23 protein-coding genes are annotated in these 24,167 nt (G+C 69.5%); 17 read left to right on the forward strand and 6 right to left on the reverse strand.

Features of this window, described 5'->3' with window-relative positions; translation table 11 throughout:
* Positions 1-71: 71 nt before the first annotated feature.
* Both AC5Y31_RS18550 and AC5Y31_RS18555 read left to right on the forward strand, forming a co-directional pair.
* Complete coding sequence (locus tag AC5Y31_RS18550) at positions 72-641, forward strand: type 1 glutamine amidotransferase domain-containing protein (RefSeq protein WP_499982063.1); 570 nt, start codon at positions 72-74, stop codon at positions 639-641.
* A gap of 11 nt (positions 642-652) precedes the next feature.
* Complete coding sequence (locus AC5Y31_RS18555; protein WP_234787492.1) at positions 653-988, forward strand: hypothetical protein; 336 nt, start codon at positions 653-655, stop codon at positions 986-988.
* Positions 989-991: 3 nt separating this feature from the next.
* On the opposite strand, the gene AC5Y31_RS18560 is transcribed toward AC5Y31_RS18555, so the two are convergent.
* Positions 992-1,474 carry a hypothetical protein gene (locus AC5Y31_RS18560; RefSeq protein ID WP_499982064.1) on the reverse strand — a complete coding sequence of 161 codons (483 nt, stop codon included), beginning with the start codon at positions 1,472-1,474 and terminating at the stop codon, positions 992-994.
* Complete coding sequence (locus AC5Y31_RS18565) at positions 1,471-3,801, reverse strand: molybdopterin oxidoreductase family protein (RefSeq protein ID WP_499982066.1); 2,331 nt, start codon at positions 3,799-3,801, stop codon at positions 1,471-1,473. The genes AC5Y31_RS18560 and AC5Y31_RS18565 overlap by 4 nt, the downstream gene beginning before the upstream one ends.
* Positions 3,802-3,854: 53 nt before the next feature.
* Here AC5Y31_RS18565 and AC5Y31_RS18570 point away from each other — a divergent pair, with 53 nt between their 5' ends.
* On the forward strand, positions 3,855-5,315 hold the full coding sequence (locus AC5Y31_RS18570) for an aminotransferase class I/II-fold pyridoxal phosphate-dependent enzyme (RefSeq protein WP_499982117.1): 1,461 nt from the start codon (positions 3,855-3,857) through the stop codon (positions 5,313-5,315).
* Between the two features lie 46 nt (positions 5,316-5,361).
* Positions 5,362-6,114 (forward strand): MBL fold metallo-hydrolase, encoded by a 753-nt coding sequence (locus AC5Y31_RS18575; protein WP_499982068.1) that lies wholly within the window; start codon positions 5,362-5,364, stop codon positions 6,112-6,114.
* A 20-nt stretch (positions 6,115-6,134) separates the two neighbouring features.
* Here AC5Y31_RS18575 and AC5Y31_RS18580 read toward each other — a convergent pair whose 3' ends face one another.
* Entirely contained in the window at positions 6,135-7,076 is a 942-nt protein-coding gene (locus AC5Y31_RS18580) for an esterase family protein (RefSeq protein WP_499982069.1), read from the reverse strand.
* Positions 7,077-7,274: 198 nt separating this feature from the next.
* Here AC5Y31_RS18580 and AC5Y31_RS18585 point away from each other — a divergent pair, with 198 nt between their 5' ends.
* The 3 genes from AC5Y31_RS18585 to AC5Y31_RS18595 all read left to right on the forward strand — a co-directional run bounded on the left by AC5Y31_RS18585 (position 7,275) and on the right by AC5Y31_RS18595 (position 10,532).
* Positions 7,275-7,979: a cutinase family protein gene (locus AC5Y31_RS18585; RefSeq protein WP_499982070.1), complete on the forward strand. Its 705-nt coding sequence runs from the start codon at positions 7,275-7,277 to the stop codon at positions 7,977-7,979.
* Positions 7,980-7,983: 4 nt separating this feature from the next.
* Entirely contained in the window at positions 7,984-9,138 is a 1,155-nt protein-coding gene (locus AC5Y31_RS18590; protein ID WP_499982072.1) for an alpha-hydroxy-acid oxidizing protein, read from the forward strand.
* 83 nt (positions 9,139-9,221) lie between these two features.
* Positions 9,222-10,532 (forward strand): MFS transporter, encoded by a 1,311-nt coding sequence (locus AC5Y31_RS18595; RefSeq protein ID WP_499982119.1) that lies wholly within the window; start codon positions 9,222-9,224, stop codon positions 10,530-10,532.
* On the opposite strand, the gene AC5Y31_RS18600 is transcribed toward AC5Y31_RS18595, so the two are convergent.
* Positions 10,529-10,963 (reverse strand): STAS domain-containing protein, encoded by a 435-nt coding sequence (locus AC5Y31_RS18600; protein WP_499982073.1) that lies wholly within the window; start codon positions 10,961-10,963, stop codon positions 10,529-10,531. The two genes, AC5Y31_RS18595 and AC5Y31_RS18600, sit on opposite strands and share 4 nt — an antisense overlap.
* A 294-nt stretch (positions 10,964-11,257) precedes the next feature.
* On the opposite strand from AC5Y31_RS18600, the gene AC5Y31_RS18605 reads away from it, so the two are divergent.
* The 3 genes from AC5Y31_RS18605 to AC5Y31_RS18615 all read left to right on the forward strand — a co-directional run bounded on the left by AC5Y31_RS18605 (position 11,258) and on the right by AC5Y31_RS18615 (position 14,348).
* Positions 11,258-12,238 (forward strand): glycosyltransferase, encoded by a 981-nt coding sequence (locus tag AC5Y31_RS18605; RefSeq protein WP_499982075.1) that lies wholly within the window; start codon positions 11,258-11,260, stop codon positions 12,236-12,238.
* Positions 12,239-12,266: 28 nt separating this feature from the next.
* The gene (locus AC5Y31_RS18610; protein ID WP_499982076.1) at positions 12,267-13,493 is read left to right on the forward strand and encodes a glycosyltransferase; all 1,227 of its coding nucleotides are present in this window, start codon (positions 12,267-12,269) and stop codon (positions 13,491-13,493) included.
* 153 nt (positions 13,494-13,646) lie between these two features.
* Positions 13,647-14,348, forward strand: coding sequence for a GAF and ANTAR domain-containing protein (locus AC5Y31_RS18615; RefSeq protein ID WP_499982078.1), 702 nt, complete (start codon positions 13,647-13,649; stop codon positions 14,346-14,348).
* A gap of 110 nt (positions 14,349-14,458) precedes the next feature.
* Here AC5Y31_RS18615 and AC5Y31_RS18620 read toward each other — a convergent pair whose 3' ends face one another.
* Positions 14,459-15,223: an STAS domain-containing protein gene (locus AC5Y31_RS18620; protein ID WP_499982079.1), complete on the reverse strand. Its 765-nt coding sequence runs from the start codon at positions 15,221-15,223 to the stop codon at positions 14,459-14,461.
* A gap of 269 nt (positions 15,224-15,492) precedes the next feature.
* The gene (locus tag AC5Y31_RS18625; protein WP_499982120.1) at positions 15,493-16,161 is read right to left on the reverse strand and encodes a PAS and ANTAR domain-containing protein; all 669 of its coding nucleotides are present in this window, start codon (positions 16,159-16,161) and stop codon (positions 15,493-15,495) included.
* Positions 16,162-16,437: 276 nt separating this feature from the next.
* Between AC5Y31_RS18625 and AC5Y31_RS18630 the strand changes: the two genes are divergently transcribed.
* The 7 genes from AC5Y31_RS18630 to AC5Y31_RS18660 all read left to right on the forward strand — a co-directional run bounded on the left by AC5Y31_RS18630 (position 16,438) and on the right by AC5Y31_RS18660 (position 24,161).
* On the forward strand, positions 16,438-16,917 hold the full coding sequence (locus tag AC5Y31_RS18630) for an MPT63 family protein (protein ID WP_499982081.1): 480 nt from the start codon (positions 16,438-16,440) through the stop codon (positions 16,915-16,917).
* Positions 16,899-17,942, forward strand: coding sequence for an NAD-dependent epimerase/dehydratase family protein (locus AC5Y31_RS18635; RefSeq protein WP_499982121.1), 1,044 nt, complete (start codon positions 16,899-16,901; stop codon positions 17,940-17,942). The genes AC5Y31_RS18630 and AC5Y31_RS18635 overlap by 19 nt, the downstream gene beginning before the upstream one ends.
* An 88-nt stretch (positions 17,943-18,030) precedes the next feature.
* Positions 18,031-19,683, forward strand: coding sequence for a carbamoyltransferase family protein (locus tag AC5Y31_RS18640; RefSeq protein ID WP_499982083.1), 1,653 nt, complete (start codon positions 18,031-18,033; stop codon positions 19,681-19,683).
* The gene (locus AC5Y31_RS18645; protein ID WP_499982085.1) at positions 19,680-21,176 is read left to right on the forward strand and encodes an HAD-IIIA family hydrolase; all 1,497 of its coding nucleotides are present in this window, start codon (positions 19,680-19,682) and stop codon (positions 21,174-21,176) included. The genes AC5Y31_RS18640 and AC5Y31_RS18645 overlap by 4 nt, the downstream gene beginning before the upstream one ends.
* The gene (locus AC5Y31_RS18650) at positions 21,173-22,207 is read left to right on the forward strand and encodes a glycosyltransferase family 9 protein (protein WP_499982087.1); all 1,035 of its coding nucleotides are present in this window, start codon (positions 21,173-21,175) and stop codon (positions 22,205-22,207) included. Before AC5Y31_RS18645 ends, AC5Y31_RS18650 begins: the two co-directional genes overlap by 4 nt.
* On the forward strand, positions 22,204-22,776 hold the full coding sequence (locus AC5Y31_RS18655) for a D-sedoheptulose-7-phosphate isomerase (protein WP_065026217.1): 573 nt from the start codon (positions 22,204-22,206) through the stop codon (positions 22,774-22,776). Before AC5Y31_RS18650 ends, AC5Y31_RS18655 begins: the two co-directional genes overlap by 4 nt.
* The gene (locus AC5Y31_RS18660) at positions 22,776-24,161 is read left to right on the forward strand and encodes a PfkB family carbohydrate kinase (RefSeq protein WP_499982089.1); all 1,386 of its coding nucleotides are present in this window, start codon (positions 22,776-22,778) and stop codon (positions 24,159-24,161) included. Before AC5Y31_RS18655 ends, AC5Y31_RS18660 begins: the two co-directional genes overlap by 1 nt.
* The last annotated feature ends 6 nt before the right edge of the window (positions 24,162-24,167 follow it).

The raw sequence follows: 24,167 nt of genomic DNA on the forward strand, positions 1-24,167 counted from the left end.
CGGTCCGTTTGTGCGGTAGGGCCATCGGGTATGGCAGCAGGTGTCCGAAGTTTCGGCGAAAGGGGAGGTCGATGTCCGAATCGGCAAGGGCCCGCCGGGTCGCGTTTCTGGTGGCGCCTGAGGGGACCGAGCAGGTGGAGCTGACCGAGCCGTGGCGGGCGGTTGGCGAAGCCGGTGCCGAACCGGTGCTGGTGTCGACGAAGACCGGCAAGATCCAGGCGTTCAATCATCTGGACCGCGCCGACGAGTTCGACGTGGACCGAGTGGTCGACGATGCCTCGGCGGACGACTTCGACGCGCTGGTGCTGCCCGGTGGGGTGGCCAACCCGGACCAGTTGCGCACCAATGACCGTGCGGTCGCGTTCGTGCGGGAATTCTTCGAGGCCGGCAAGCCGGTGGCGGTCATCTGCCATGGGCCGTGGACGCTGGTGGAAGCCGGAGTTCTCGGCGGGCGGCGCATCACGTCATGGCCGAGCCTGCGCACCGACATCGTCAATGCGGGTGGCGACTGGGTCGACGAGCAGTTGGTGCGCTGCGACGGTGGACAGTCGATCCTGCTGTCGAGCCGCAAGCCCGACGACCTGCCGGCCTTCTGCGATGCGCTGGTGCATGAGTTGCAGAGCCGGGAGGTTGCGTTGTGACCGGAGAGCCGATGCCGGTGCCTGTCGAGACCGACAACCGCCGCGCCCGGCTGTGGGTCAACTGGGTGACTGCCCTGCTGACCGTCGCCGGGGCGGCATTGGTGATGGTGTTCGCCACCGGCGCGGTGATGAGCACCGCCGCCTGCAGCACCGCCGAATGTCCCGACCTGGGACCGAGCGGAGCGGTCTTCGGCGTGCTCTACTACGGTGCGCCCGTCATCGCCGCGCTGACCATTCTCGCCTCGTTCTTCACGGCCGGGCGGCGACGCGGCTTCGTTGTACCGCTGGTGGGTTGGGGCTTGCTTGCCCTCGACGTGCTGGCACTGGTCATCGCGTTCCGGCGCTAGCGGTCACGACATCAGAACTTGCGGCGCAAGCTCTTTGAGCTTCGTGTTGGCCCAGTCCATCTGCCGTAACGTCTCGGGATGGCACCGCGCGGCAAGCTCGAGCAGTTCTTGGTCGCGGGCGGCCTGGGCGCCCTGAGCGAGCAGCTCCCAGTCGATCGAGACCGCGGCGGCGTGCAGGTGCAGGCTGCGCAGATCCGCTAGCAGCAGAAGTCCCGGCTCGGGTCGCCGGCCGAGCACCACGCTGGTCAACTCCCGCAACGACGACAGCACCCGGCCCGGCCGGGCGGGAGACTCGGCCAGACGCACGCCGTGACCGCGTCCGGCGCCCGCAAGCCTGGCGACGTGGTCCTCGGACCAGCCTGCGAGATCGGCGCACAGATGAAAGATGTCGTGATCGGCCTTGTGCCGCTCGCCGACCCGGCGGAACCGGTGCGCCAGCGACGTTTCGGAGCGGTGCAGCTCCCGCAGTGCCAGGACGAGTTTCACCAGCCGCTCCTGTCCGCCTCGGCGCCTTTGCTGATGCGCACCACCGACGTCTTGAACAGTGGCTGTTTGGACACCGGGTCCCAGTCGGTGACGGTGAGTTCGTTGGCGGCACGGTGGTGGCCGGCGCCTTCGGTGTCCCAGTAGCCGTAGTGAAACGGCAGGAACGCCGCCCCGTCGCGGATGCCGCCCACCTTGGCGCGGGCCTGCACGCAGCCACGCGCCGAACGAATGACGGCCGGATCGCCGTCGCGGATCCCGCGGCGTTCGGCGTCGCCGGCCGACAACTCCACCCAGGCCTCGGGTGCGGCGTCATTGAGTTGCGGTGCCCGACCGGTTTTGGTGCGGGTGTGGAAGTGGTAGACGGTGCGGCCGGTCGTCAGCCACAGCTCGTCGTCGTCGACGGGGTGCTCGTGCGGTGGGGTGTAATCGGCGGCCCGCAGCACCGCCTTGCCGTCCGGGTTGGTTGCCCGGTATTGGGTTTCGTCGATCGCCCCGCCGGTGATCAGGTCTTTGCCGTAGCTTTCGCAGTAGTCGGGCTTAGCCCAGAACTCGCCATCGGCGTACAGCCGCTCGGTGCCCTCGGGATGCTCAGCGTTGCACGGCCATTGGATTCCGCTACCGCCGCGCAGCTTGTCATAGCTCAAGCCGGTGTAGTCGCAGGGACGCCCGGCGCTGCAGCGCTGCCAGGCCGCGAACGCGGACTCGGGATCCTTCCAGGAGATCAGCGGCGCGCCGTCACGATCCCGAAAGTCCATCCGCTGCGCGTAGTCGCAGAAGATGTCGAGATCGGCCCGAGCCTTCCCGGGCGGATCGACGGCCTGCTCCGAGAGGTGCACCGTGCGGTCGGCATTGGTGAACGTCCCGGTCTTCTCGCCCCACGCCGCGGCCGGCAGCACCACGTCGGCGAGCTCGGCGGTCTCGGTGCGAAAGATGTCCTGCACCACCAGAAAAAGCCGGGTCTGACCGAGGATGCGCCGGATGCGGTGCAGCTCCGGAAGCGACACCGCCGGGTTGGTGGCGCTGACCCAGAGCATCCGCAGACTGCCCTGCTCGGCGAAGCGCAGCATCTGCATGGCGTGGGTCGGCTCGGAATAGTGCGGGATTTTGGCCTGATCGACATTCCACAGTCGCGCCAGCTCGGCGACATGCGCGTTGTTCTCCCAGTTGCGGAACCCCGGAAGGTCCCCGTTGGCGCCGCATTCCCGGGTGTTCTGCGCGGTCGGCTGACCGTTCATCTGCAGAATGCCGGCACCGGGCCGACCCAGCATGCCGCGAATGAGGTTGAGGTTGTTGACCTGTACGGCCGCCGCGGTCGCCTGGTGGGATTGGTAGAAGCCCTGCAGGACGGTGGACAGCAGGCGCTGCGCATGACCGAGGATCTCCGCGGCGCGCCGCAGATCCGCGACCGGCACATCGCAGATCTCGGCGACCCGCTCCGGCGGATACTGCGCAACGCAGGCCGCCAACTGCTCGTAGCCGACGGTGTGGGCGTCGATGTAGTCGCGATCCACCCACTCGTGCGTGATCACCTCGTGCAGCAGGCCGTTCATCAACGCCAGGTTGGTCCCCGGCGTCGGCGCCAGGTGCACCGTGGCTGCCTTGGCGACCGGGGTTTCGCGTGGGTCGACGCAGATGATCTGTGGCGGGTCGGAGCCGGCCAGCCGGTCCAGCATCCGTGACCACAGCACGGTTTGGGTCTCGGCAACGTTGTGCCCGTACAGCGCGATCGCGTCCGCATGATCGACGTCGGTGTAGGAGCCGGGCTGGCCATCGCAGCCGAAGGTCTCCTTGAGTGCCCACTCGGCGGTGGCGGTGCACAGCCGGGTGTTGCCGTCGATGTGGTTGGTGCCCAGCCCGCCGCGGGCGATCGCCCCGAGCGTGTAGTACTCCTCGAGCATCAGCTGGCCGCTGGTGTAGAAGCCGATCGCGCTCGGGCCGATGTCACGAAGCAGCGCCTGGCTCGTCGCCACGATCCGATCCATCGCTGTCTCCCAGTCCGATTCGACCAGCCGGCCGCGTTCTCGCACCAGCGGCACCGCCAGCCGATCGGGGGAGTTGTTGGCCTGCCAGCCGAACAGGTCCTTGGGGTCCAGCCGTCCGTGGTTGACCCGGTCGACGCACCGGCCTCGCACCCCGACGATCCGGCCGCCGTGGCTGGCGATGTCGAGGCCGTCGCCATTGGAGTGCAGCACCGCCGCGGACTGCGCCCACGCCACCTCGTCGGCGTTGACTCCGTCGGCGAGCTCGGTGTCCACCCGATCGGGCCACTGCTGGCCCGCGGCGTAGGGGGTTCGGGCACCCCACGGCTCGGCGATCCGGTCGGTCATGACCGCCGATTACCCGCTGCTTGCCTTGGGTATGCCTAGCCGATATGGCCGATATGGATCACCGCCGAGCACCTGTGTTGGACGCCTTGGCGGATTACCACCGCAAAAACCGTTACGGCTTCAGCCCACCGGGACACCGCCGGGGCCGCGGTGCCGACGAGGCGGTGCGCGAGGTGCTGGGGTCTGATCTGTTCCGCGCCGACATCCTCGCGCGCGGCGGGCTGGACGACTGGGAGGCGGGCGGAGCGTTTCTCACCGACGCCGAAGATCTGATGGCCGACGCGGTGGGCGCCGAGATGGCATTCTTCTCTACTTGCGGCAGTTCGCTTTCCGTGCGCGCGGCGATGATGGCGGTGGCCGGCGGCGACAGCGGCGGGCTGCTACTGCCGCGCGACAGCCACAAATCGATCGTGGGCGGGCTGATCTTTTCCGGCATCCAGCCGCGCTGGATCACTCCGCGCTGGGACGCCGAGCGGCACTTCAGTCATCCGCCGTCACCCGAGCGGGTCGCCGGTGCCTGGGAGGAGCACCCCGATGCCGCCGGAGCGTTGATCGTCAGCCCGTCGCCGTATGGCACCTGCGCGGACCTGGCTGCCATCGCCGAGATCTGCCATCAGCGCGGCAAGCCGCTGATCGTCGATGAGGCCTGGGGCGCGCACCTGCCTTTCCATGACGATCTGCCTACTTGGGCGATGGACGCCGGCGCCGATGTCTGCGTGGTCAGCGTGCACAAGATGGGTGCCGGGTTCGAGCAGGGCTCGGTTTATCACGTGCAGGGTGATCTCATCGATCGCGAGCGGCTCACCGCCTGTGCCGACCTGCTGATGACCACCAGCCCCAGTGTGCCGATCTACGCGGCGCTGGACGGCTGGCGCCGTCAGATGATGCGAAGCGGACACGGAATGTTGGACGCCGCACTGAAGTTGGCGCGCGACGTGCGGGGTCGCATCGATGAGCTGCCCGACATCGAGGTGCTCGAGGATGTGCTGCTGGGCGAGGAGGCCTCCCACGACCTGGACCGGATGCAGGTGCTGGTGGATGTCTCGGGCACCGGTACGTCGGGCTATCAGGCCCGAGATTGGCTGCGTCAACATCGTTGCCTCGACGTGGGATTGGCCGATCATCGGCGCATCCTGGCCACCATGTCCTTCGCCGACGACGGCAGCACCGCCGACCGGCTGCTGGATGCGCTGGGCGGGTGGCGCGCCGCCGCAAGGTCATTCGAACAGCCCTGGCCGATCAGGTTGCCGTCACCGGAAGAGCTACAGCTGGAAAGCGTGCTGCTTCCCCGTGACGCCTTCTTCGGCCGCACCGAGATGGTCGCGGCATCGCAGGCCGCCGGGCGTATCGCGGCCGAGCAGATCACGCCGTACCCGCCCGGCGTGCCCGCGGTGGTGCCCGGCGAGCGTCTCGACACCGCCGTCGTTGACTTTCTGCGTTCGGGTCAGGCGGCCGGCATGGCGTTGCCCGACGCCGCAGACCCCTCCCTCGAGCACATCCGGGTGGTGGCCTGAGGGTGGTGCGGGTTTTGCCCCCGCCCGGCCGGGGTAGCCCGGGGCCATGGCAGGCGTACTCGAACGCGACGTCGCCGAGGGAGTACACCGCTTGGCGCATGCGGGGGTCAATGTCTACCTGATCGAGGACGACAGCGGCGTCACCCTGGTCGACACCGGGCTGCCGGCCACCTTTAGGGCCCTGGAAAAGGCTCTGGCGCAACTTAATCGGTCGGTCGGCGAGGTGCGGGCAGTGGTGCTGACCCACGCCCATTTCGACCATGTCGGCTCGGCCCGGCGCGTCCATCACCGGTGGCAGGCGCCGGTGTGGGTGCACGCCGCCGATCAGTATCTGGCCGCACATCCCGCTCGTTACGCGCACGAACGCAGCCGGCTGATCTATCCGCTGCGCTACCCGAAGTCGATACCGGGGCTGTTGCGGATGGCCGCCGCCGGCGCGCTGTTCGTGCGCGGCATCTCCGACACCACCTGCTATTCGGCCGGCACTGAACTCGATGTCCCCGGCCGGCCGCGGGCGGTGTTCAGTCCGGGACACACCCTGGGCCACTGCGCTCTGCACCTGGCCGACCGCGACACCCTGATCTCCGGGGATGCGCTGGTCACTCTTGACCCCTATACCGGTGTCGCGGGTCCGCAGATCGTCTCGGGTGCCGCGACGGCCGATAGCGCCGAAGCGCTGGCGTCGCTGACCGCGCTGGCCGACACCGGCGCGGCGACCGTGCTCCCCGGCCACGGCGAACCCTGGTATGACGGGGTGGCCGCCGCAGCAGAGGCGGCGTTGGCGGCCGGGCCGTCCTGAGCCGGCAGGTCGGCGATCTGTCAGACGCGGCCTCCGGCGCCCAACGTGTTCTGCATGTCGGGCTTCATCGCCGCCAGCTGGGCGCCCCAGTAGCCCCAGCTGTGCACGCCGTTGCTGTCGATGTTGAATGTGGCGTTGTGTCCGCCGGCACCGTTGTAGGCGTCGCGGAAGGCGATGTTGCTCTGCATGACGACCTGCTCGATCACCTGGCCGGGCAGGCTTCCTTCGCCGATCTCCGACGGGGAGCCGTTGCCGCTGTAGATCCACAGCCGGGTACCGGCGCCCGCCAGCCGCCCGGCTTGGACCGTCGGGTCGTTGCGCTGCCAGCCGGGACCGCCGTCCGGGCCCCACATGTCCTGCGGGTGAAAGCCGCCCTCGTCGTTCATCGCCATGCCGATCAGCATCGGGCCATTGCCGCTCGACGGCGTCAACAGTGCCGAAAGCGAAGCGGCGTAGGCGAATTGCTGCGGGTGGTAAGCCGCCAGAATCAGGGCCGAGGATCCGGACATGGAAACGCCCACGACCGCGTTGCGGGTCGAGCGCACGCCCCGGCCGGCGAGGAAGTTCGGCAGCTCACTGGTCAGGAACGTCTCCCACTTGTAGGTCTGTCCATTGGCCGACCCGTACCAGTCGGTGTAGAAGCTGGAGCGTCCGCCGACCGGCGCCACCACCGACATCCCGGAACCGGCGTACTCGTTGAACGCTGGCGTCTCGATGTCCCAGCCGCTTCGGTCGTCACGGGCGCGCAGGCCGTCGAGCAGGTAGACCGCCGGCGCGCCGCCGCCCTGGAACTCCACGGTGATGTTGTGGCCCATGCCCGGTGAGGGAACAGAGAGGAACTCCGGCCCGGCGGCCGCGGCGGGCGGGGCCGGAGCGGCCAGTCCGATCACCCCGGGCAGCATCCCGGCGGCGACGATGACGTTGGCGGCCCGGCGCACCCGGCCCGCGGTGTTCTTACCCATGGTGTTTCCCCTTCCGCGCAGACCCGAAAGTCACGGCCTGCCGGCCGGGTGTGCGAGAGGGGAAACGTCGACAGACACCTAACCTTCTTGTCTTAACAAAGCTGGCGACGGTTGTCCAGGGAGCGGCCCCGGAAAAAGACCGGAAAAAACCTGGAATTGGCGGTTTGAGGCGAGGTCGCGGGGGGCACCTACACCGACATGTCCGAGCATGACTCCTGCTATTCCCTTGGCACTCTGGCGCTCGCTGCGGCGGCCGCCGGTGCCGCAATGCTTTTCGCCCCCGGCGTTCCCGCCGCGCGGGCTGCGCCGTGTCCCGAAACCGAATTGGTGTTCGCGCGCGGCACCGGTGAGGCGCCCGGTGTCGGGCCGACCGGGCAGGCGTTCGTCAACGCGCTCAACGCACGTCTCGGTTACAGCCCGTCCGTCTACGCGGTCGACTACCCGGCCAGCGACCAATGGGACACCGGCGTCGGTGGCGTTCGGGACGCAGCCACTCACGTGCTGTCCCGGGCGACCACATGCCCGCGAACCAAGATGGTGCTGGGCGGCTACTCGCAGGGCGCAGCGGTGATGGGCTTCGTCACCTCGGCGCAGGTACCCGACGGTGTCGACCCGGCGACGGTACCCAAGCCGCTGGACCCCACCATCGCCGACCACGTCGCCGCGGTCGTGCTGTTCGCGATGCCCAACGAGCGGGCGATGCAGTTCCTCAAGGAGCCCGCGATCGTGATCGGTCCGTCCTATCAAGGCAAGACCTTGCTGGTGTGCGCGCCGGAAGACGCGGTCTGCTCCGAGGGACTGAATTTCGCCGCGCACGACAGCTACTCCGGGGACGACGCGACGATGGTCCAACAGGGGGCCAACTTCGTCGCCTGGCGCATGCAACAACAGCAGAACCGGTGAGCCGGTGGCTTTCGCCAGCTACCAGGACGAGATCTACCGTCGCGGCCTCGCCGGCCACAACCCGGCGCTGCCGATCACATTCGCCGACTTGGAAGCCAAAGCCGCTGCCGCGCTGCCGTCTTCGGTCTGGGGGTATGTGGCCGGCGGCGCCGGTGACGAGCACACCCAACGCGCCAACTGCCGTGCCTTCGAGCGCTGGGGCCTGATCCCGCGGATGCTGGTGGCCCCCACCGAGCGAGACCTGTCGGTCGAGCTGTTCGGGGTGCGGCTGGACGCCCCGGTGTTCATGGCGCCGATCGGGGTCATCGGGGTCTGCGCCCAGGACGGCCACGGGGACCTGGCCTGCGCGCGGGCCGCCTCGCGCACCGGCGTCCCCTTTGTGGCCGGCACCTTGTCGAGTGACCCGATGGAAGACGTGGCGCCGGCGTGCGGCGACACCCCGGGGTTCTTCCAGCTCTACACCCCACCCGATCGGGAGATGGCCGCCAGCCTGGTGCACCGCGCCGAGGCGGTCGGCTTCAAGGGCATCGTGCTCACCCTGGACACCTGGGTCACCGGTTGGCGGCCCAGGGACCTGAGCGCGGGCAACTACCAGCAGGTCCCCAGCGGCTGTCTGGCCAACTACACCACCGACCCCGTTTTTCTGGCCGGCCTTTCCGACGGCGAGGATCCGACCGATGCGGTGGTGCGCAAGCTGCCGATCTTCGGCGGCCCGGTGACCTGGGCGGATCTGGACTGGCTGCGCTCGCTGAACGCGCTGCCGTTGATCCTGAAGGGAATCTGCCATCCCGACGACGCGCGGCGTGCCAAAGACGCCGGGGTCGACGGGATTTACTGCTCGAACCACGGTGGGCGGCAGGCCAATAACGGCCTGCCGGCGCTGGACTGCCTGCCGGCGGTGCTGGAGGCCGCCGACGGGCTGCCGGTGCTGTTCGATTCGGGGATCCGCAGCGGCGCCGACATCATCAAGGCGCTGGCGCTCGGCGCCACCGCGGTGGGAATCGGTCGCCCGTACGCCTATGGACTGGCGCTCGGCGGGGTGGACGGCGTGGTGCACGTGCTGCGCTGCCTGCTGGCTGAAGTCGATCTGCTGATGGCCGTCGACGGCTACCCGACGCGGCGCGACCTCACGCCCGAAACGTTGCGAGCGGTGGGTTAACGCTGGCCGGCCGCAACCGCCGTCGCCGACGCTGGCGGCGCGATCAGATCCGGGTCGCCGATCCTGCGGAAGTCCGGCGCTCCATCCGTGGCACCGCGATCGGCAACTTCATGGAGTGGTACGACTTCGGCGTCTACGGCTACCTCGCCACCACGATCGCTCGGGTGTTCTATCCGGATTCCGGTGCCGCCGGCCTGATCGGCGTGTTCGGCACGCTGGCCGCGGCGTTCGCGCTGCGCCCGGTGGGCGGATTGGTGTTCGGACAACTCGGGGACCGGATCGGACGCAAGCGGGTGCTGGTCACCACCCTGGTGCTGATGACACTCGGCACCACCGCCACCGGCCTGCTGCCCGGTTACCGGGCCATTGGTATCGCCGCGCCGATGCTGCTCATCGTGACCCGGATGGTGCAGGGCTTCTCCGCGGGCGGCGAATACGTCGGCGCGATGGTCTATGTCGGCGAGCAGGCCCCGGACAACAAGCGGGGCATGCTGGCCGGATTCCTGCCGCTGAGTTCGCAGGCCGGCTACGTCGTCGCCGGTGCGGTGGTGATCGGGCTGCAGAATTGGCTGACCGATGAGGCCATGCTCAGTTGGGGGTGGCGAATTCCGTTGTTGCTCAGCGCTCCGCTGGGGCTGGCGGCGCTGTACCTGCGGCTGCGGTTGGAGGAATCAACGGCCTACCAGCAGGCCGCCCGCAAAGCTGATGCTGACGAGTCCGCGCTGGCGCAGCTGCGCCGTACCACCAGACGGTGGCAGCCGCTGGCGTTGTGCATCGCGCTGGTGCTGACCTACAACGTCACCGACTACCTGCTCACCGGTTACCTGCCCACCTATCTGCAGACCACCGCGCAAGTCCCGCACCCCGCCGGGCTGCTGCTGATCGTGCTGACTCTGCTGCTGATGATGGCCACTGTGGTGCCGGTGGCCAGACTGTCGGACCGCATCGGCGTCAAGCCGGTGCTGGGGCTGGGTTGCGCCATGCTGGTGATCCTGTCGGTGCCGGCCTTCACCCTGATTCGCTCGGCCGGCAGCTTTCCGGTGGCGTTCGCCGGGGTGTTGCTGATCGGCGTGATGCTGCTGTGCTTCGATGCCACCTTGCCCGCGACGCTGCCGGCGCTGTTTCCCACCCAGGTCCGCTACGGTGCGCTCGCGATCGGCTTCAACCTCTCGGTGTCGGCGTTCGGTGGCACCACCCCGCTGATCGCCGAGGCCCTGGTCTCGAGCACCGGCAACCCGACCGCGCCGGCCTATCTACTGATTGCCGCCGGCGTGATCGGTGCCGTGGCGCTGATATTCACGCCCGAGGTGGCGGGCCGGCGCCTGCCCGGCTCGGGGCCCGCGGTCGAAACCGAGGCGCGGGCCCGCGAGCTGGTCGAGGGGCGGGAGGCTTAGTGCACCCGCCGCAATTCCTGCACGCCGGCAAGCGCCTCGGTCACCGACGCCGTCGTCGACAAAGCGTTGGTGGGATCGCAGATCCGTAGCAGGCGGGTTACCGCCGGGCCCGGCACCGTCGTGCAGTAGATCATGGCGTCGGAGCACTGGGAAGTGATCGTTTTCAGCGCGGAAAAGCCTGCGGTACCAATGAATTCCAGGTCGTTGAGGTCGAGGATGAGCCATTCGCAGTAAGCAGCGCAGTGCTGCACGTAGCCGGCCAGCTGACCGGTGTTGGAGGCGTCGAGTTCGCCGCACACGCTGATCACCACGCCGGAACGCCCCCAGCGGGCGACGCAACGGGCGTTGGGGCTTTCCCAGGTATCAGAGGGCGGCACGGTATCTATGAGCGGCGCCGGCGAGGCCGGACCCGCGACTTTGAGTGCAGGCATTGGATCACTCCATCAGTCGAGATTCGTAACTGGTGGATCGCGCCCGACGCGAGTTACACCCTGCACGGATGAGTAGCTAGGGAGTGGGCCTCCCTGGCTTGCGTGGTAACGCGTCCTCCGGGTGGCTGTGAACTCAACCTGTTCCTGAACCTACGCCGAAGCGCTCGACATTGCAACGGATTAGTAACGGTTCTCCGGAGAGTTCTTCGCGAATTCGCTTGCAGCAAACCGCTGCTAACCCCTTTCGGGGCCGTTTCCGCGTTTAGAGACCAGCGCCGCGGGATACAAGCGGTTATGACGTTTCCGCAGACCACCCGGCGTTCGGTGCTCGTCTGGCACGTGCACGGCTCCTGGATGGATGCCTTCGTTGCGGGCGCGCACCGCTACCTCCTTCCGGTAAACGCTCCCCACGATCCGGATGGACGCGGACTCTGCGGCCGCGACTGGCCGCGGGCGTCCGAGGTCCCGGCGGGCAGATTGCACGACCAGGACATCGACCTGGTGGTGCTGCAGCGCCCGCACGAGCTGGAGCTGGCCGCCCGGCTGCTGGGCCGCCGGCCCGGCATCGATGTGCCCGCGGTGTATGTCGAGCACAACGCGCCGCGGCCGTTCGTGGTGGAGAGCCGGCACCCGATCGCCGACCGCGACGACATCCCGCTGATCCACGTCACCGACTTCAACCGGCTGATGTGGGACAACGGGCGGGCCCCGACCATGGTCATCGACCACGGCATCGCCGACCCGGGACACCTCTATACCGGTGACATCGCGGCGGCGGGCACCTTGATCAACGAACCGGTGCGGCGGTGGCGCACGGTCGGGGCCGACCTGTTGGGAGCGTTCGGGCAATCCGCGCCGGTCGACGTCTGGGGGATCGGGACCGAAGACCTCAACGACCCGGCGCACCGCTGCGCCGGCGTCACCGGCCACGGCGATATGCGCACCGGGCCGCTGATGAAGGAACTGGCGCACCGGCGGGTCTATCTGCACACCGCGCGCTGGACGTCGCTGGGATTGTCGTTACTGGAGGCCATGTTCTTGGGCATGCCGGTGGTGGCGGTGGCCTCCACCATGGCGCCGCTGGTGGTGCCCCGGGAGGCAGGCGTCGTCAGCGCCGACGTCGACACCTTGCGGGTGGCGCTGAGCGGGCTGGTCGCCGACCGTTACCTGGCCGAGGTGGTCGGCAAGGCGGCCCGCGACTTCGCGACGGAACATTTCGGGCTCGACCGGTTCCTGAGCGACTGGGACCAGGTGATCGAAGCGCAGTGCGCATGAGCATCGTCAGTATCAGGGGAGGATCGCGATGAGGATCGCAATGGTTTCCGAACACGCCAGCCCGCTCGCCGCGCTCGGCGGAGCCGATGCCGGCGGCCAGAATGTCCACGTCGCCGAGTTGTCCGCGGCGCTGGCCCGCCGCGGCCACCGCGTCGAGGTCTACACCCGCCGTGACGATCCCGACCTGCCCGAGCGGGTCGAGACCGAGCAGGGTTACACGGTGGTGCACGTGCCTGCCGGACCGCCGCGGTATCTGCCCAAAGACGAACTGCTGCAGTACATGGGGGCGTTCGGGCGGTATCTGGGTGAGCAGTGGGACGTGGAGCGCCCGGACATCGCGCACGCGCACTTTTGGATGTCGGGGATCGCCACCCAGTTGGCGGCCCAGCGCCGCCGGGTGCCGACGGTCCAGACGTTTCACGCGCTGGGCGTGGTCAAGCAGCGACACCAGGGACATCGCGACACCAGTCCCGCCGAACGGCTGCGGCTGGAGACGCGGGTGGCGCGCGAGGCGACGTGGGTGACCGCCGGCTGCAGCGACGAGGTATTCGAGTTGATGCGCCTCGGCCGGGACCGGTTGCGGATCTCGGTGGTGCCGTGCGGCGTCGACGTGGACCGGTTCTCGCCGGAAGGACCGTCGGCACCGCGGTCGGCGCGGCGCCGCATCGTCGCGGTCGGCAGGTTCGTGCCCCGCAAAGGATTTGACACCGTGATCGAGGCGCTGACCACCGTCCCGACCGCCGAGCTGGTGATCGCCGGTGGCCCCGAACGTGCCGAACTCGACGCCGTCCCGGAGGCCTGCCGGTTGCGCAAGCTGGCTGTCGACCTCGGGGTGGCGGACCGGGTTTCGCTCTACGGGTCGGTGGCCCGCGAGGATATGCCGGCGCTGCTGCGCTCCGCGGACGTGGTGACGTGTACCCCGTGGTACGAGCCGTTCGGGATCGTGCCGTTGGAGGCGATGGCCTGCGGCGTGCCGGTGGTGGCGTCGGCGGTGGGCGGCATGCTCGACACCGTGGTCCACGACGCGACGGGCCTGCTGATACCGCCGAAGGATCCGCGTGCCTGCGCGAACGCGGTAAATGCCATCCTGCGGGATCGGCGCGCCGCGTCCGCGTTCGGCGCCGCCGGGCGGGAGCGCGCCCGCTCGAGATACTCCTGGGATCGCATCGCCACCGACACAATGCGGGTGTATGACCGGCTGCTGCCGGCAACGGCACAGGCCCGTTCCGCGGCCAGGGCGTCGGGGTCGGGGTAACCGCCGAAACTTGCGAATGTGTAACTCCTGAGAGCCATTTGAGGATTCTCGATTTTCGCTCCTACTGCCGGCGCGGGCGCGAAACTGTTGCCGCGCCCGACTGAACGGAGGAGCATGGGTTCACCGGACGGCGACCGTGGGCGGAGCGAAGAGATGGCGGTGACGACCCGCAATGACATGATGCGCGAGGTTGCGGGCCTGGTTTACACGCTGGATCAGCGGCCACACGTCCACTCAGACGATGCGCTGGATGCGCTGATCGCGAACCTGCTGGCCCACATGCCCTGCGCACAGTACGCCGGGGTCACGCTGACGACGTCGGATGGCGGGGTACAGACCCTGGCTGCCACCGACGTCTATCCGGCTGTGCTCGACGACATCCAACGCCGCCTCAAAGAGGGGCCGTGCCTGACCGCGGCGTGGAAGCACCATCTCGTTCGCCTGGACGACACCTCACGTGAGGAACGCTGGCCGGCCTACTGCCGGGAGGCGGCCGAAACGACCCCGATCCGGTCGATCCTGGCATTCGAATTGTTCACCGGCAAGACCAGCACCGGAGCTCTGAACTTCTACGCCGAATCGCCCGGCGCCTTCGACGACGATGCGGTGGAGCTGGGTCTGACCCTCGCCACCCACGCCGCGCTGGCCTGGCACATGGTCCGCCGCGACGAGCAGTTCCGCAGCGCGCTGGCCTCCCGCGACGTCATCGGCCAGGCCAAGGGGATGCTCATGGAGCGGTTCGACATCGATGCGGTGCGCGCCTTCGAACTGCTCAAGCGGCTCTCGCAGAACTTGAACGTCCCGCTCGCCGAGGTGGCACACCAGGTGGTCGGCCGGCAAGTAGGGAGTCAGTGAACGGCCCCGGGCGCAACCGGCGCTCCATACCCGGACCGGCTCATCGGATCCGCGCTCGGCCAGAATCCGGGGAGTGATGTCGGAGCCGAGGTAGCACTCGGGGCTGGGGATTAGAGCTGGTTCTCCGGTCCCACCACCGCCCACACCGTCTTGCCGCGGGGGGTGGGGCTGCTGCCCCAGGTGCGCGACAGTGCGCCGACCACGGCCAGGCCGGACGTGTAGCCCGCGCCGCCGGTGGGGGTTTCACGGCGCACCGCCGGGGCGTCGTCCGTGTCCTCCACTGCGATGGTGATCGCGGAACCGGCGCTTTCCAGCCGGACTACCGGTGGGCTTCCGGTGTGGTGAAGCACGTTTTCCACCAGCACGTCGACGATCACCTTGGCGGTCGGGATCAGCTGGTTCAGCGACCAGTTGCTCAGCCACTCGGCCACGAAGTCGCGGGAGCCGCGCAGGCTGCTCGTGCGAGGCGGCAGCTCCAGGCGAACCCGGCGGCGCGGGGGCTTGTCGGTTACGAGCGAAGCCAGCGCGCTGTCGACGTCGGGATGGACCGGGACGTACCGGGTCACACCGGTGTGGGTGATCCGCGCCGCCGCGTCTGGTAGGGGGCAGATCAGCAGGACCGGGATATCGGGCCAGGTGCTCACGTGCCAGCGCGCGCTGGTGAACACCGACCACCCCGAGGGCGCGGGCACCGCCAGACCGCTGACGTCGACCAGCACGGCCTGTGGCTCATCCAGCGCCGCCTTGATCACGCTATCGCGCATTTCGAGGTAGGTGCTGCTGTCCAGCGTGCCGCGCGCACGCAACAGACACGCCTCACCCGCGGTGTCCGCCGACACCGTGAGCCGACTCGGCTCGCTATGCCGGGACCTCATCCCGCCTCCCGTAGCTGGCGGCCGGCCGCGGGCCGCGCACCGAGGCCGCGTGTTCGGCCTCGCCGGCAAGCCTCTCGTACGGCTCCTCCGTCCGCGGATCCGGCTCCGTCTCAAGGTCGTTGAAATCGCCTTTTGCGGCATCGCCGGGAACAGCGCGCAACCTGTGGTCGTGCTCCATTGCTCTCACCACGTTCAGAGGGCTACCCACTCCGACTGCAACGGCAACCCTTATCTGCGGCGATATCCAGCGCAGGCTTCGCGCCGCTGCTTCAGGTCACCGTCAACAGCGTGTGGTCCAGATCGGAAAGCACCTCGCTCGGCAACCTGCCGGTGAAAGCCGCCAGGAATCGGGCCGCCAAATCACGCACCTTGATGTTGGTCTCCTGCGACCGCCACACCAGGATGTCGAACGCCCGCGCGGCGGAGATGCCGTAAGCGACCATCAGCACACCCTTGGCCTGCTCGATCACCGCCCGCGACTCGGCGACCTCGGAAACCACGGCGCTGACATCGGCTTGCAGCACATCGGTGACGTCGACATAGAAGCCGGCCGTACCGGTCAACACGCCGTCGTCGTCGAGCATCCGGTCGCCGACCACGATCACCCAGTGCACCTGCCCGGCGGTGTCGACGATGCGGTGCCGGCTGCTGAACGGCTCGCCCTGCACCACCCGATCCAGCACCTCGGCGACCTGGGGGCGATCCTCGGGGTGTTTGTGCTGCAGCAGCAACTCTGTGTTGGGCTCCACCGTGCCCGGCTCATAGCCGTGCATCCGGGCCACCGTGTCCGACCACTCCCAGCGCTGCTCGCCGAGAAAGTAGCGAAACCGGCCGACCCGCTGCGGCTCGCCGTGGCCTACCACGAGGTCGAGGTCACTGTGGACCTCGTCGTCATCGCCTATCGGCGCCGTGAACTGAGCGTTGACATCCCCGACCACGCATACCCGCTTTCTCGTACCCACACAGTATGAGCTGATTCCACCGGCCGGCGGGGCAAACCGCGGTCAGGAATCGCAGGAATGAATGCACGGACGATCCGGACCGGCGCTACTTCCTGAACGCCCGAGCTTCGTAACTATCCACAATCTAGCTACTCCGCGCAACTGCGTTGGTGTTTTGCCCACGGCGCCGTCGGGTACGCGCTGGGACACGGGCGGTGTTGTTCGAGCAAACGGACCGCCGCTCGGTGACGACTCGACGGAAAGGAGTCAGAAGTGAAGCTCTCAACGACTGCGGCCAAGACGGCCGCCGGTGCAGTCGGAATCGCCGCACTGAGTGTTTTCGCCGCGACCACCGCCATGGCCGAGCCGGCGATCCAACCGTTCGGCACGCCCGAACAGCTCCACGACGGAGCGATGGCAACGTCGTACACGGTCAGCAACCTGGGACCGGCCAACGTGGTGATTCCCGGGTACCAGCCCCACGGCAAGCTGTATCAGGCCGACGTGACCGCGCGTGCGGACCAGGGGACGGTGACACCGTTGGTGAACGACTTCAACGCCCGAGCCGCCAGCAGCACCACCTACCGGGTGGTGAACAACGTGCCGGTGCCCGGCGGCATCCCGCCGACGCCGATCGCCCAGGGCGACCAGGCCCACGGCAAGATCTACTTCGACGTCACCGGCCCGGCGCCGGACGGAGTGGTCTACAACGACGGCGTTCAGGATGTGCTGATCTGGACGAGCAAGGCTTGACCCCGAGCCGCGATGGGCCCGATCTCGATCGGGCCCATTCGGCTGGGTCCGGAGTACGTGCGCTGAAGCGGGTGCTGATCACCGGCGGGGCCGGGTTTCTCGGCAGCCGGCTGTGCCTGGCGCTGCTCGGCGAAGGCGCGCAGCGGATCTGGTGCGTCGATGACCGGTCCACCGCGTCGGAAGCCAATCTTTCTGTAGTGCAGGGTCTTTCGGGTATCGAGTTTATCGAGACCGATATCTCGGACGGATTCGCCGACCCCGGGCGGTTCGGGGCGCTGGACGTGGTGTTTCATCTGGCCTCGGCGGCATCCCCGCCGGACTACCTGCGCATGCCGATAGCGACCCTGCGGGCCGGCGCGCAGGGCACCGCGGCCGCCCTCGCCATCGCCGAGGCGTCGGGTGCCCGCTTCGTGCTGGCCTCCACCAGCGAGGTCTATGGCGATCCGCTGGTTCATCCGCAGCCCGAAACCTACTGGGGCAACGTGAATCCCATCGGATTGCGCAGTGTCTACGACGAAGCTAAGCGGTTCGCTGAAGCGCTGACTTTCGCCTACCGCCGGGCCCGGTCCGCCGATGTCGGGGTGGCCCGGATCTTCAACAGCTACGGCCCGGGAATGCGACTGGATGACGGCCGGATGGTGCCGACGTTCTGCGGTCAGGCGTTGCGCGGCGAGCCGATCACCGTCGCCGGCAGCGGCCGGCAGACCCGGTCACTGTGCTACGTCGACGACACGGTTGCCGGGCTGATCGCGCTGGCCGGCTGCGACGTCACCGGCCCCGTCAACATCGGCAGTCCGCATGAGCTGACCGTGCTCGAAGTCGCCGAATTGATTCGCGAGCGCTCCGGCAGTGCCTCACCGATCCGCCATATCGCCGCGGCGGAAGACGACCCGCAGCGACGCTGCCCCGACATCCGGCGTGCGCGCGAATCGCTGGGCTGGGCGCCCAAGGTCGGTGCTGCCGAAGGCCTGGATGCCACCATCGCCTGGTTCCGTCCCCAGATCGACGTCACCGCAACGGTTTAGCCGACCCTTTCAACCGCCGTTTAGCGACGGTGCTGGTGGGTATCTCCTGTGCTAGCAAAGCGGTTCTCGCGGTCGGGGGGTGGTTCTGGTGCGGGTGCTTGGCGTCAACGCGGTCTTTCACGACCCGGCCGCCGCCCTGGTCGTCGACGGCCGGATCGTCGCGGCGGCCGAAGAGGAGCGGTTCACCCGGCGCAAGCACGGCAAACAGGCGGTGGCGTTCTCTACCTGGGAACTGCCGGTGCACGCCGCCCGGTGGTGTCTGGAGCAGGGCGGGATCGGGGCGGAAGACCTCGACGCGGTCGGCTACTCCTATGACCCCGCGCTGGCTGAGGCCGGTTCAGCCGAAGGCGAGGTGCTCGAAGGCCAGGACCGCGACTGGGAGCACCTGCGCACCATGTATGCCCGCCGGGCCCCGCTGTTTCTGGCCGCGGCACTGCCCGGCCTGGACCCCGGCGTGGTGCGGCACGTGCGGCACCATGTGGCGCACGCGGCGTCGGCGGCGCTGGCGTCCCCGTTTCGCGACAGCGCCGTGCTGGTGGTCGACGGCCGCGGCGAGGCCACCTCGATGATGGCCGGCGAGTACCGCGACCAGAAACTGGATATCCTTGCCTCCCAAGCATTACCGCATTCGCTGGGCCTGCTCTACGAGGACCTCACCGCGCACCTCGGGTTCACCCGGTCCAGTGACGAGTACAAGGTGATGGCGATGGCCTCCTACGGCCGGCCCGTCTACGCCGAGCAGCTGCGCAAGCGGGTGTACTCCTGCCCCGACGGCACGTTTCGCACCCAGGGCGTCGACTTCGCCGAGCTCACCCGGCCCCGCCGCCACGATGAGGACGGCCTGGACCCGGCGCACGCCGACCTGGCCTGCAGCGTGCAGCGGGTGGTCGAGCAGGTGCTGACCGACACGGTGGCCTGGCTGGCGGCGCACACCAAGGCCGACAGTTTGTGCCTGGCCGGGGGAGTGGCGCTGAACTGCGTGGCCAACACCGCGTTGTTCAACCGGGGCGACTTCCGCGCGATCTGGGTGCAGCCGGCCGCCGGTGATTCCGGCACCGCGCTGGGGGCGGCACTGGCCGTGGCGGCTGAGCTGGGCGGTTCAGCGATCTCGCCGATGCCGTCGGCGTCGCTGGGCCGCTCGTTCACCGATGACGCGATCGCCGCCGCGCTGACCGAGGCCGACATCCGGTATGAACGCCCCGACGATATCGCCGTCGCGGCCGGCGAAGTCCTGGCCGGTGACGGGATCGTCGGATGGTTCCAGGGCCGCTCCGAATTCGGTCCGCGGGCACTGGGCAACCGGTCGCTGCTGGCCGACCCCCGCCGCGCCGGCAACCTGGAGCGGCTCAACCGGGTCAAGGGCCGCGAACAGTTCCGCCCGGTCGCACCGATGGTGCTCGCCGAGTGGGCCGCCGAGATCTTCACCGGCGGCCCACTGCCCAGCCCGTACATGCTGTTCGTGCACGATGTCGTCGAGGCGTGGCGCGATCGCATTCCCGCGGTCACGCACGTCGACGGCACCGCGCGCATCCAAACCGTCGACACCGACCAGCCGTTGCTGCACGCGATGATCAGCGCGTTCGCCCAGCGCACCGGGGTGCCGGTGGTGGTCAACACCAGCTTCAACACCGCCGGGCGGCCGATGGTGGACAGCCCGCGCGACGCGCTGGAATGCTTCGGCAGCGCCCCGATCGACGCATTGGCGTTGGGGCCCTTCCTGATTCGGCGGCATGCGCAATGACTCCGAGCTATACGGTGGTGATTCCCACCATCGGGCGCCCGTCGCTGAATCGACTGCTGGTTGCGTTGTGCGGAGGTGATCGCCTGCCGGCCGGTGAGGTGGTCATCGTCGACGACCGGCCGGGACCGCCGCGGCCGCTGTGGCCCGAGGCAGGTTTTCTGCCGGTCACCGTGCTGCGCTCCGGCGGGCGCGGACCGGCCGCCGCCCGCAACGTCGGCTGGCGCGCGGCCCGGACGGACTGGATCTGCTTCCTCGACGACGACGTGGAGACCGGCGAGAACTGGTGCACCCGCCTGGAAGCCGACCTGCAGGCCGCCGGCCCCAAGGTGGTCGGATCCCAGGCTCGGATCGTGGTGCCGGCGCCGGCGGATCGCCGCCCGTCCGACGATGAACGGCGCACCCTGCGCCTGGACGGCGCCCGGTGGATCACCGCCGACATGGCCTACCGGCGTGACGCGCTGGTGGCCTGCGGTGGCTTCGATGAGCGTTTCCCGCGGGCCTACCGCGAGGACGCCGATATCGCCTTGCGGCTCACCCGGGCCGGGGGCCGAATCACTTTCGGCAGCCGTGAATCGGTGCATCCGATTCCCGCGCGCAGCAGCGTATGGAGCAGTGTCGCGGCGCAGCGCGGCAACCGTGATGACGCGCTGATGCGCCGCAAGCACAGCCGCGGGTGGCGCAGCGCGATCGGCGAGGGACGCGGACGACTGCCGCTGCACGTGATCAGCTGCGGCGCCGGGCTGCTCGCGGTGCTGGGCATGCTCACCGGCCGGCGCTCGATGCTGCGGGCCGGGGCATGGGGCTGGCTGGGGCTCACGGCAGAATTCGCGCTGCGCCGGATCGCCGCCGGGCCCCGAGGTGGCCGCGAGATCGCGGCGATGGTGGTGAGCAGTGCGCTGATTCCGCCCGTCGCGGTGACCTACCGGATCCGCGGCGCTCTGCGGTTCCGCAATGCGCTGGCCGAACCGCCGCTGGCGGTGCTGCTGGACCGCGACGACACCCTGATTCAGGACGGCCCGTACCTGGCCGATCCGGACGGGGTGGTTCCGCTGCCGCACGCCCGTCGCGCGTTGGCGCGGCTGCGCCGGCATGGTCTGCGGCTGGCGGTGGTGAGCAATCAATCGGGGGTGGCCAAAGGCTTGATCAGCCCCGAGCAGTTGGCCGCGGTCAACTCCCGGGTGGACGAACTGCTCGGGCCGTTCGACAGCTGGCAGGTCTGCCAGCATGACGACGGCGACGGCTGTGGCTGCCGCAAACCGGCCCCCGGCCTGGTCTCGGCGGCCGCCGACGCGTTGGACGTGCAGCCCAGTCGCTGCGTGATGATCGGCGACACCGGTGGCGATGTGGCCGCCGCGCTGGCTGCGCAGGCCGACGCCATCCTGGTGCCGACCGGGCGCACCCGGACCGCCGAGATCGCCGACGCGCGTGCCACTGCCGCGGTGGCTCGCTCCCTGAATGCGGCGGTGTCGCTGGTGCTCAAGGGGATTCGATGAGCACCGCGGTCGTCGCGCGGCTCGACAGTCTCGGCGACGTGCTGATCAGCGGCCCGGCGGTGCGTGCCGTCGCCGCGGCACACGACCGGGTGGTGTTTCTTGCCGGCCCGCGCGGCGCCGCCGCCGCCGAGCTGCTGCCCGGGGTGGACCGGGTGGTGCGGTGGCGTGCCGGCTGGGTGGACTTCGACGCCGGTCCGGTGACCGCGGCGGCGGTGACCGAACTGATCGGCCTGCTGGCGGCCGAACGGCCTGACGCACTGCTGATTCTCACCTCGTTTCACCAGTCGCCGCTGCCGCTGGCCCTGATCGGCCGGATGGCGGGGGTGCGCTGGATCGGGGCGATCTGCACCGACTACCCCGGCACCCTGCTGGACCTTCGCCACCCCGACCCCGGTGACATCCCCGAACCGCTGCGGGCCCTGTCGCTGGCCCGGGCCGCCGGCTGGCGGTTGCCGCCCGGCGACGACGGGCGGCTGCGGGTCAAGGGATTACCGCCGCTGCCCGGGCCGCTGCGCGCGGCGCTCGGCGGCGGCTACGTGGCGTTCCACCCCGGAGCCGCGGTGTCGGCGCGCCAGCCCTCGGCGGGCAAATCCGCCGAGCTGGTGCGCGCGCTGGTGCGGACCGGTCATCACGTCGTCGTCACCGGCTCCGCCGCCGAGCGGGAGCTCACCGCGACCGTCGCCGGTGAGATGGCAACCGACCTGGGCGGGCGCACCACGCTGGCCGAACTCGGTGCGGTGTTCGCCGGTGCCCGGGCCGTGGTGGCACCCAACACCGGACCGGCGCACCTCGCCGCGGCGGTCGGGGCGCCGATCGTCTCGCTGTTCGCGCCAGTGGTGCCCGCCGAGCGTTGGAGTCCCTGCGGCGTCCCGGTAGTGCTGTGCGGCGATCAGAGTGCGCCGTGCCGCGGCAGCCGGGCCCGAAACTGTCCCGTCGCCGGCCACCCCTGTCTGGACGGCATCGCCGCCGGTGACGTGGTGGCGGCCGTGGCCGAAATCGGAAGTCCCCGAAACGGAAGAGGTGCGGCATGATCGCACGGCATATGACCGAGCTGGAGCGAGCGATCGCCCGGGTACGCCCGGCGGCCACCCAGCTGTCGGATTGGGGGGCGCGGCTGGCCGAGGTGCTGACCGGCGGTGGCCGACTGCTGGCCTGCGGCAACGGCGGCAGTGCAGCCGAGGCCCAGCATCTGACCGCGGAACTGGTGGGCCGCTTCCATCATGAACGAGAACCCCTGTCGGCCATCGCATTACACGCCGACACTTCGGCGTCCACCGCGATCGTCAACGACTACGGCGCCGAGGAGATGTTCGCCCGGGGGGTGCGTGCCCACGGGCGCCGCGGTGACGTGCTGATCTCGCTGTCCACCAGTGGCACCAGCCGCAACGTGCTGGCCGCGGTGAAGGCGGCGCAGGAGATCGGCGTGACCACCTGGTCGTTGACCGGGCCGGCGCCCAACCCGCTGCTGACGATGAGCGACGACGGCATCGGCGTGGAAGCCGATTCGACGGCCACCGTCCAAGAGATCCACCTGCTGCTGGTGCACAGCCTGTGCATGGCCGTGGACGCCGTGCTGCTCGACAGCGAACGGGTGCTGTGATGAAACCGCTTGTGGTCATAGGTGATTCGATGCTCGACGTCGATGTCGACGGCTCGGCCAGCCGCCTGTCGCCGGAGGCGCCGGTCCCGGTGGTCGACCCCGAGCGTATCTGGCAGCGGCCCGGCGGTGCCGGCCTGGCGGCGGTGCTGGCCGCCCGGGAGTATCCCGACGTCGTGCTGGTCACCGCCACCGCCGACGACGCCACCGGCCGTAGCCTGGCCAAGATCTTCGCCGACGACCACCCGGGCATCCGCGTGGTGGGGCTGCCGCTGTGCGGCGGCACGCTCAGCAAGATCCGGATCCGGGCCGGCGGGCAATCGGTGGTGCGCCTCGACCACGGCGACGGCTATGCGGCCGACGAGCGACTGCCCGCCGAGATCGGCGAGCTGTTCGGCGAGGCCGCCGCGATCTGCGTCGCCGACTACGGCCACGGCGTTGCCTCCCACGAGAAGCTGCGTGCCGCGCTGACCGCCGCGGCGGCACACGCGCCGGTGGTCTGGGACCCGCACCCGCGCGGAGCGGTGCCGATCCCGCGGTGTGCCCTGGTGACCCCGAACGACGCCGAAGCGAAGATCTTCGCACCCTCGGCCGGCGGCGGGCAGCGGGCCGACGCGCTGCGGCGAGCCTGGAGCGCCGGCGCTGTCAGCGTCACGCTGGGCGCCGGCGGGGCGCTGTTCGCCGACGCGCGGCACGCCGCCCACCACATCCACTCGCCCGGCGCCGCCGCCGGCCGCAGCGATACCTGCGGTGCCGGGGACCGTTTCGCGGTGGCCGCCGCGCTGGCGCTGGCCGACGGCGCCGACGCGCTGACGGCCGCCACCGCCGCGGTGGCCGATGCTTCTCGCTTCGTGGCGACCGGCGGTGCGGCCGGAGTGTCCAGTGCCATGCCGATGCCGGGCGGGATCGAGCTGACCACCCCGGGCGGCGCGGTCACCGGGATGGCGGCGGTGACGGCGCTGGCCCATCGGGTCCGGCGGGCCGGCGGCACGCTGGTGGCAACCGGCGGGTGCTTCGACCTGCTGCACACCGGACACATCCGGTTGCTGCGCCGGGCACGCGACCTCGGCGATGCGCTGGTGGTGCTGATCAACTCCGACGATTCGGTGCGGGCGCTCAAAGGCGCCGGACGCCCGGTGGTGGCCGCCGAGGATCGCGCCCGGGTGCTGGCCGCGCTGGCCTGCGTGGACGGCGTGGCGATTTTCCATGAGACCTCGCCGACCACCGTGCTGGAGCGGCTGCGCCCCGACATCTGGGTCAAAGGCGGCGACTACGGCGGAGTCGAGTTGCCCGAGGCGGACACGGTGCGCCGCCACGGCGGTCAGGTGATGGTGCTTCCCACCATCCCGGGCTACTCGTCGTCAAAGCTGATCGCCGCCGCACGCTAAAAGGGA

It is taken from the genome of Mycobacterium sp. NGS18 (assembly GCF_059813185.1).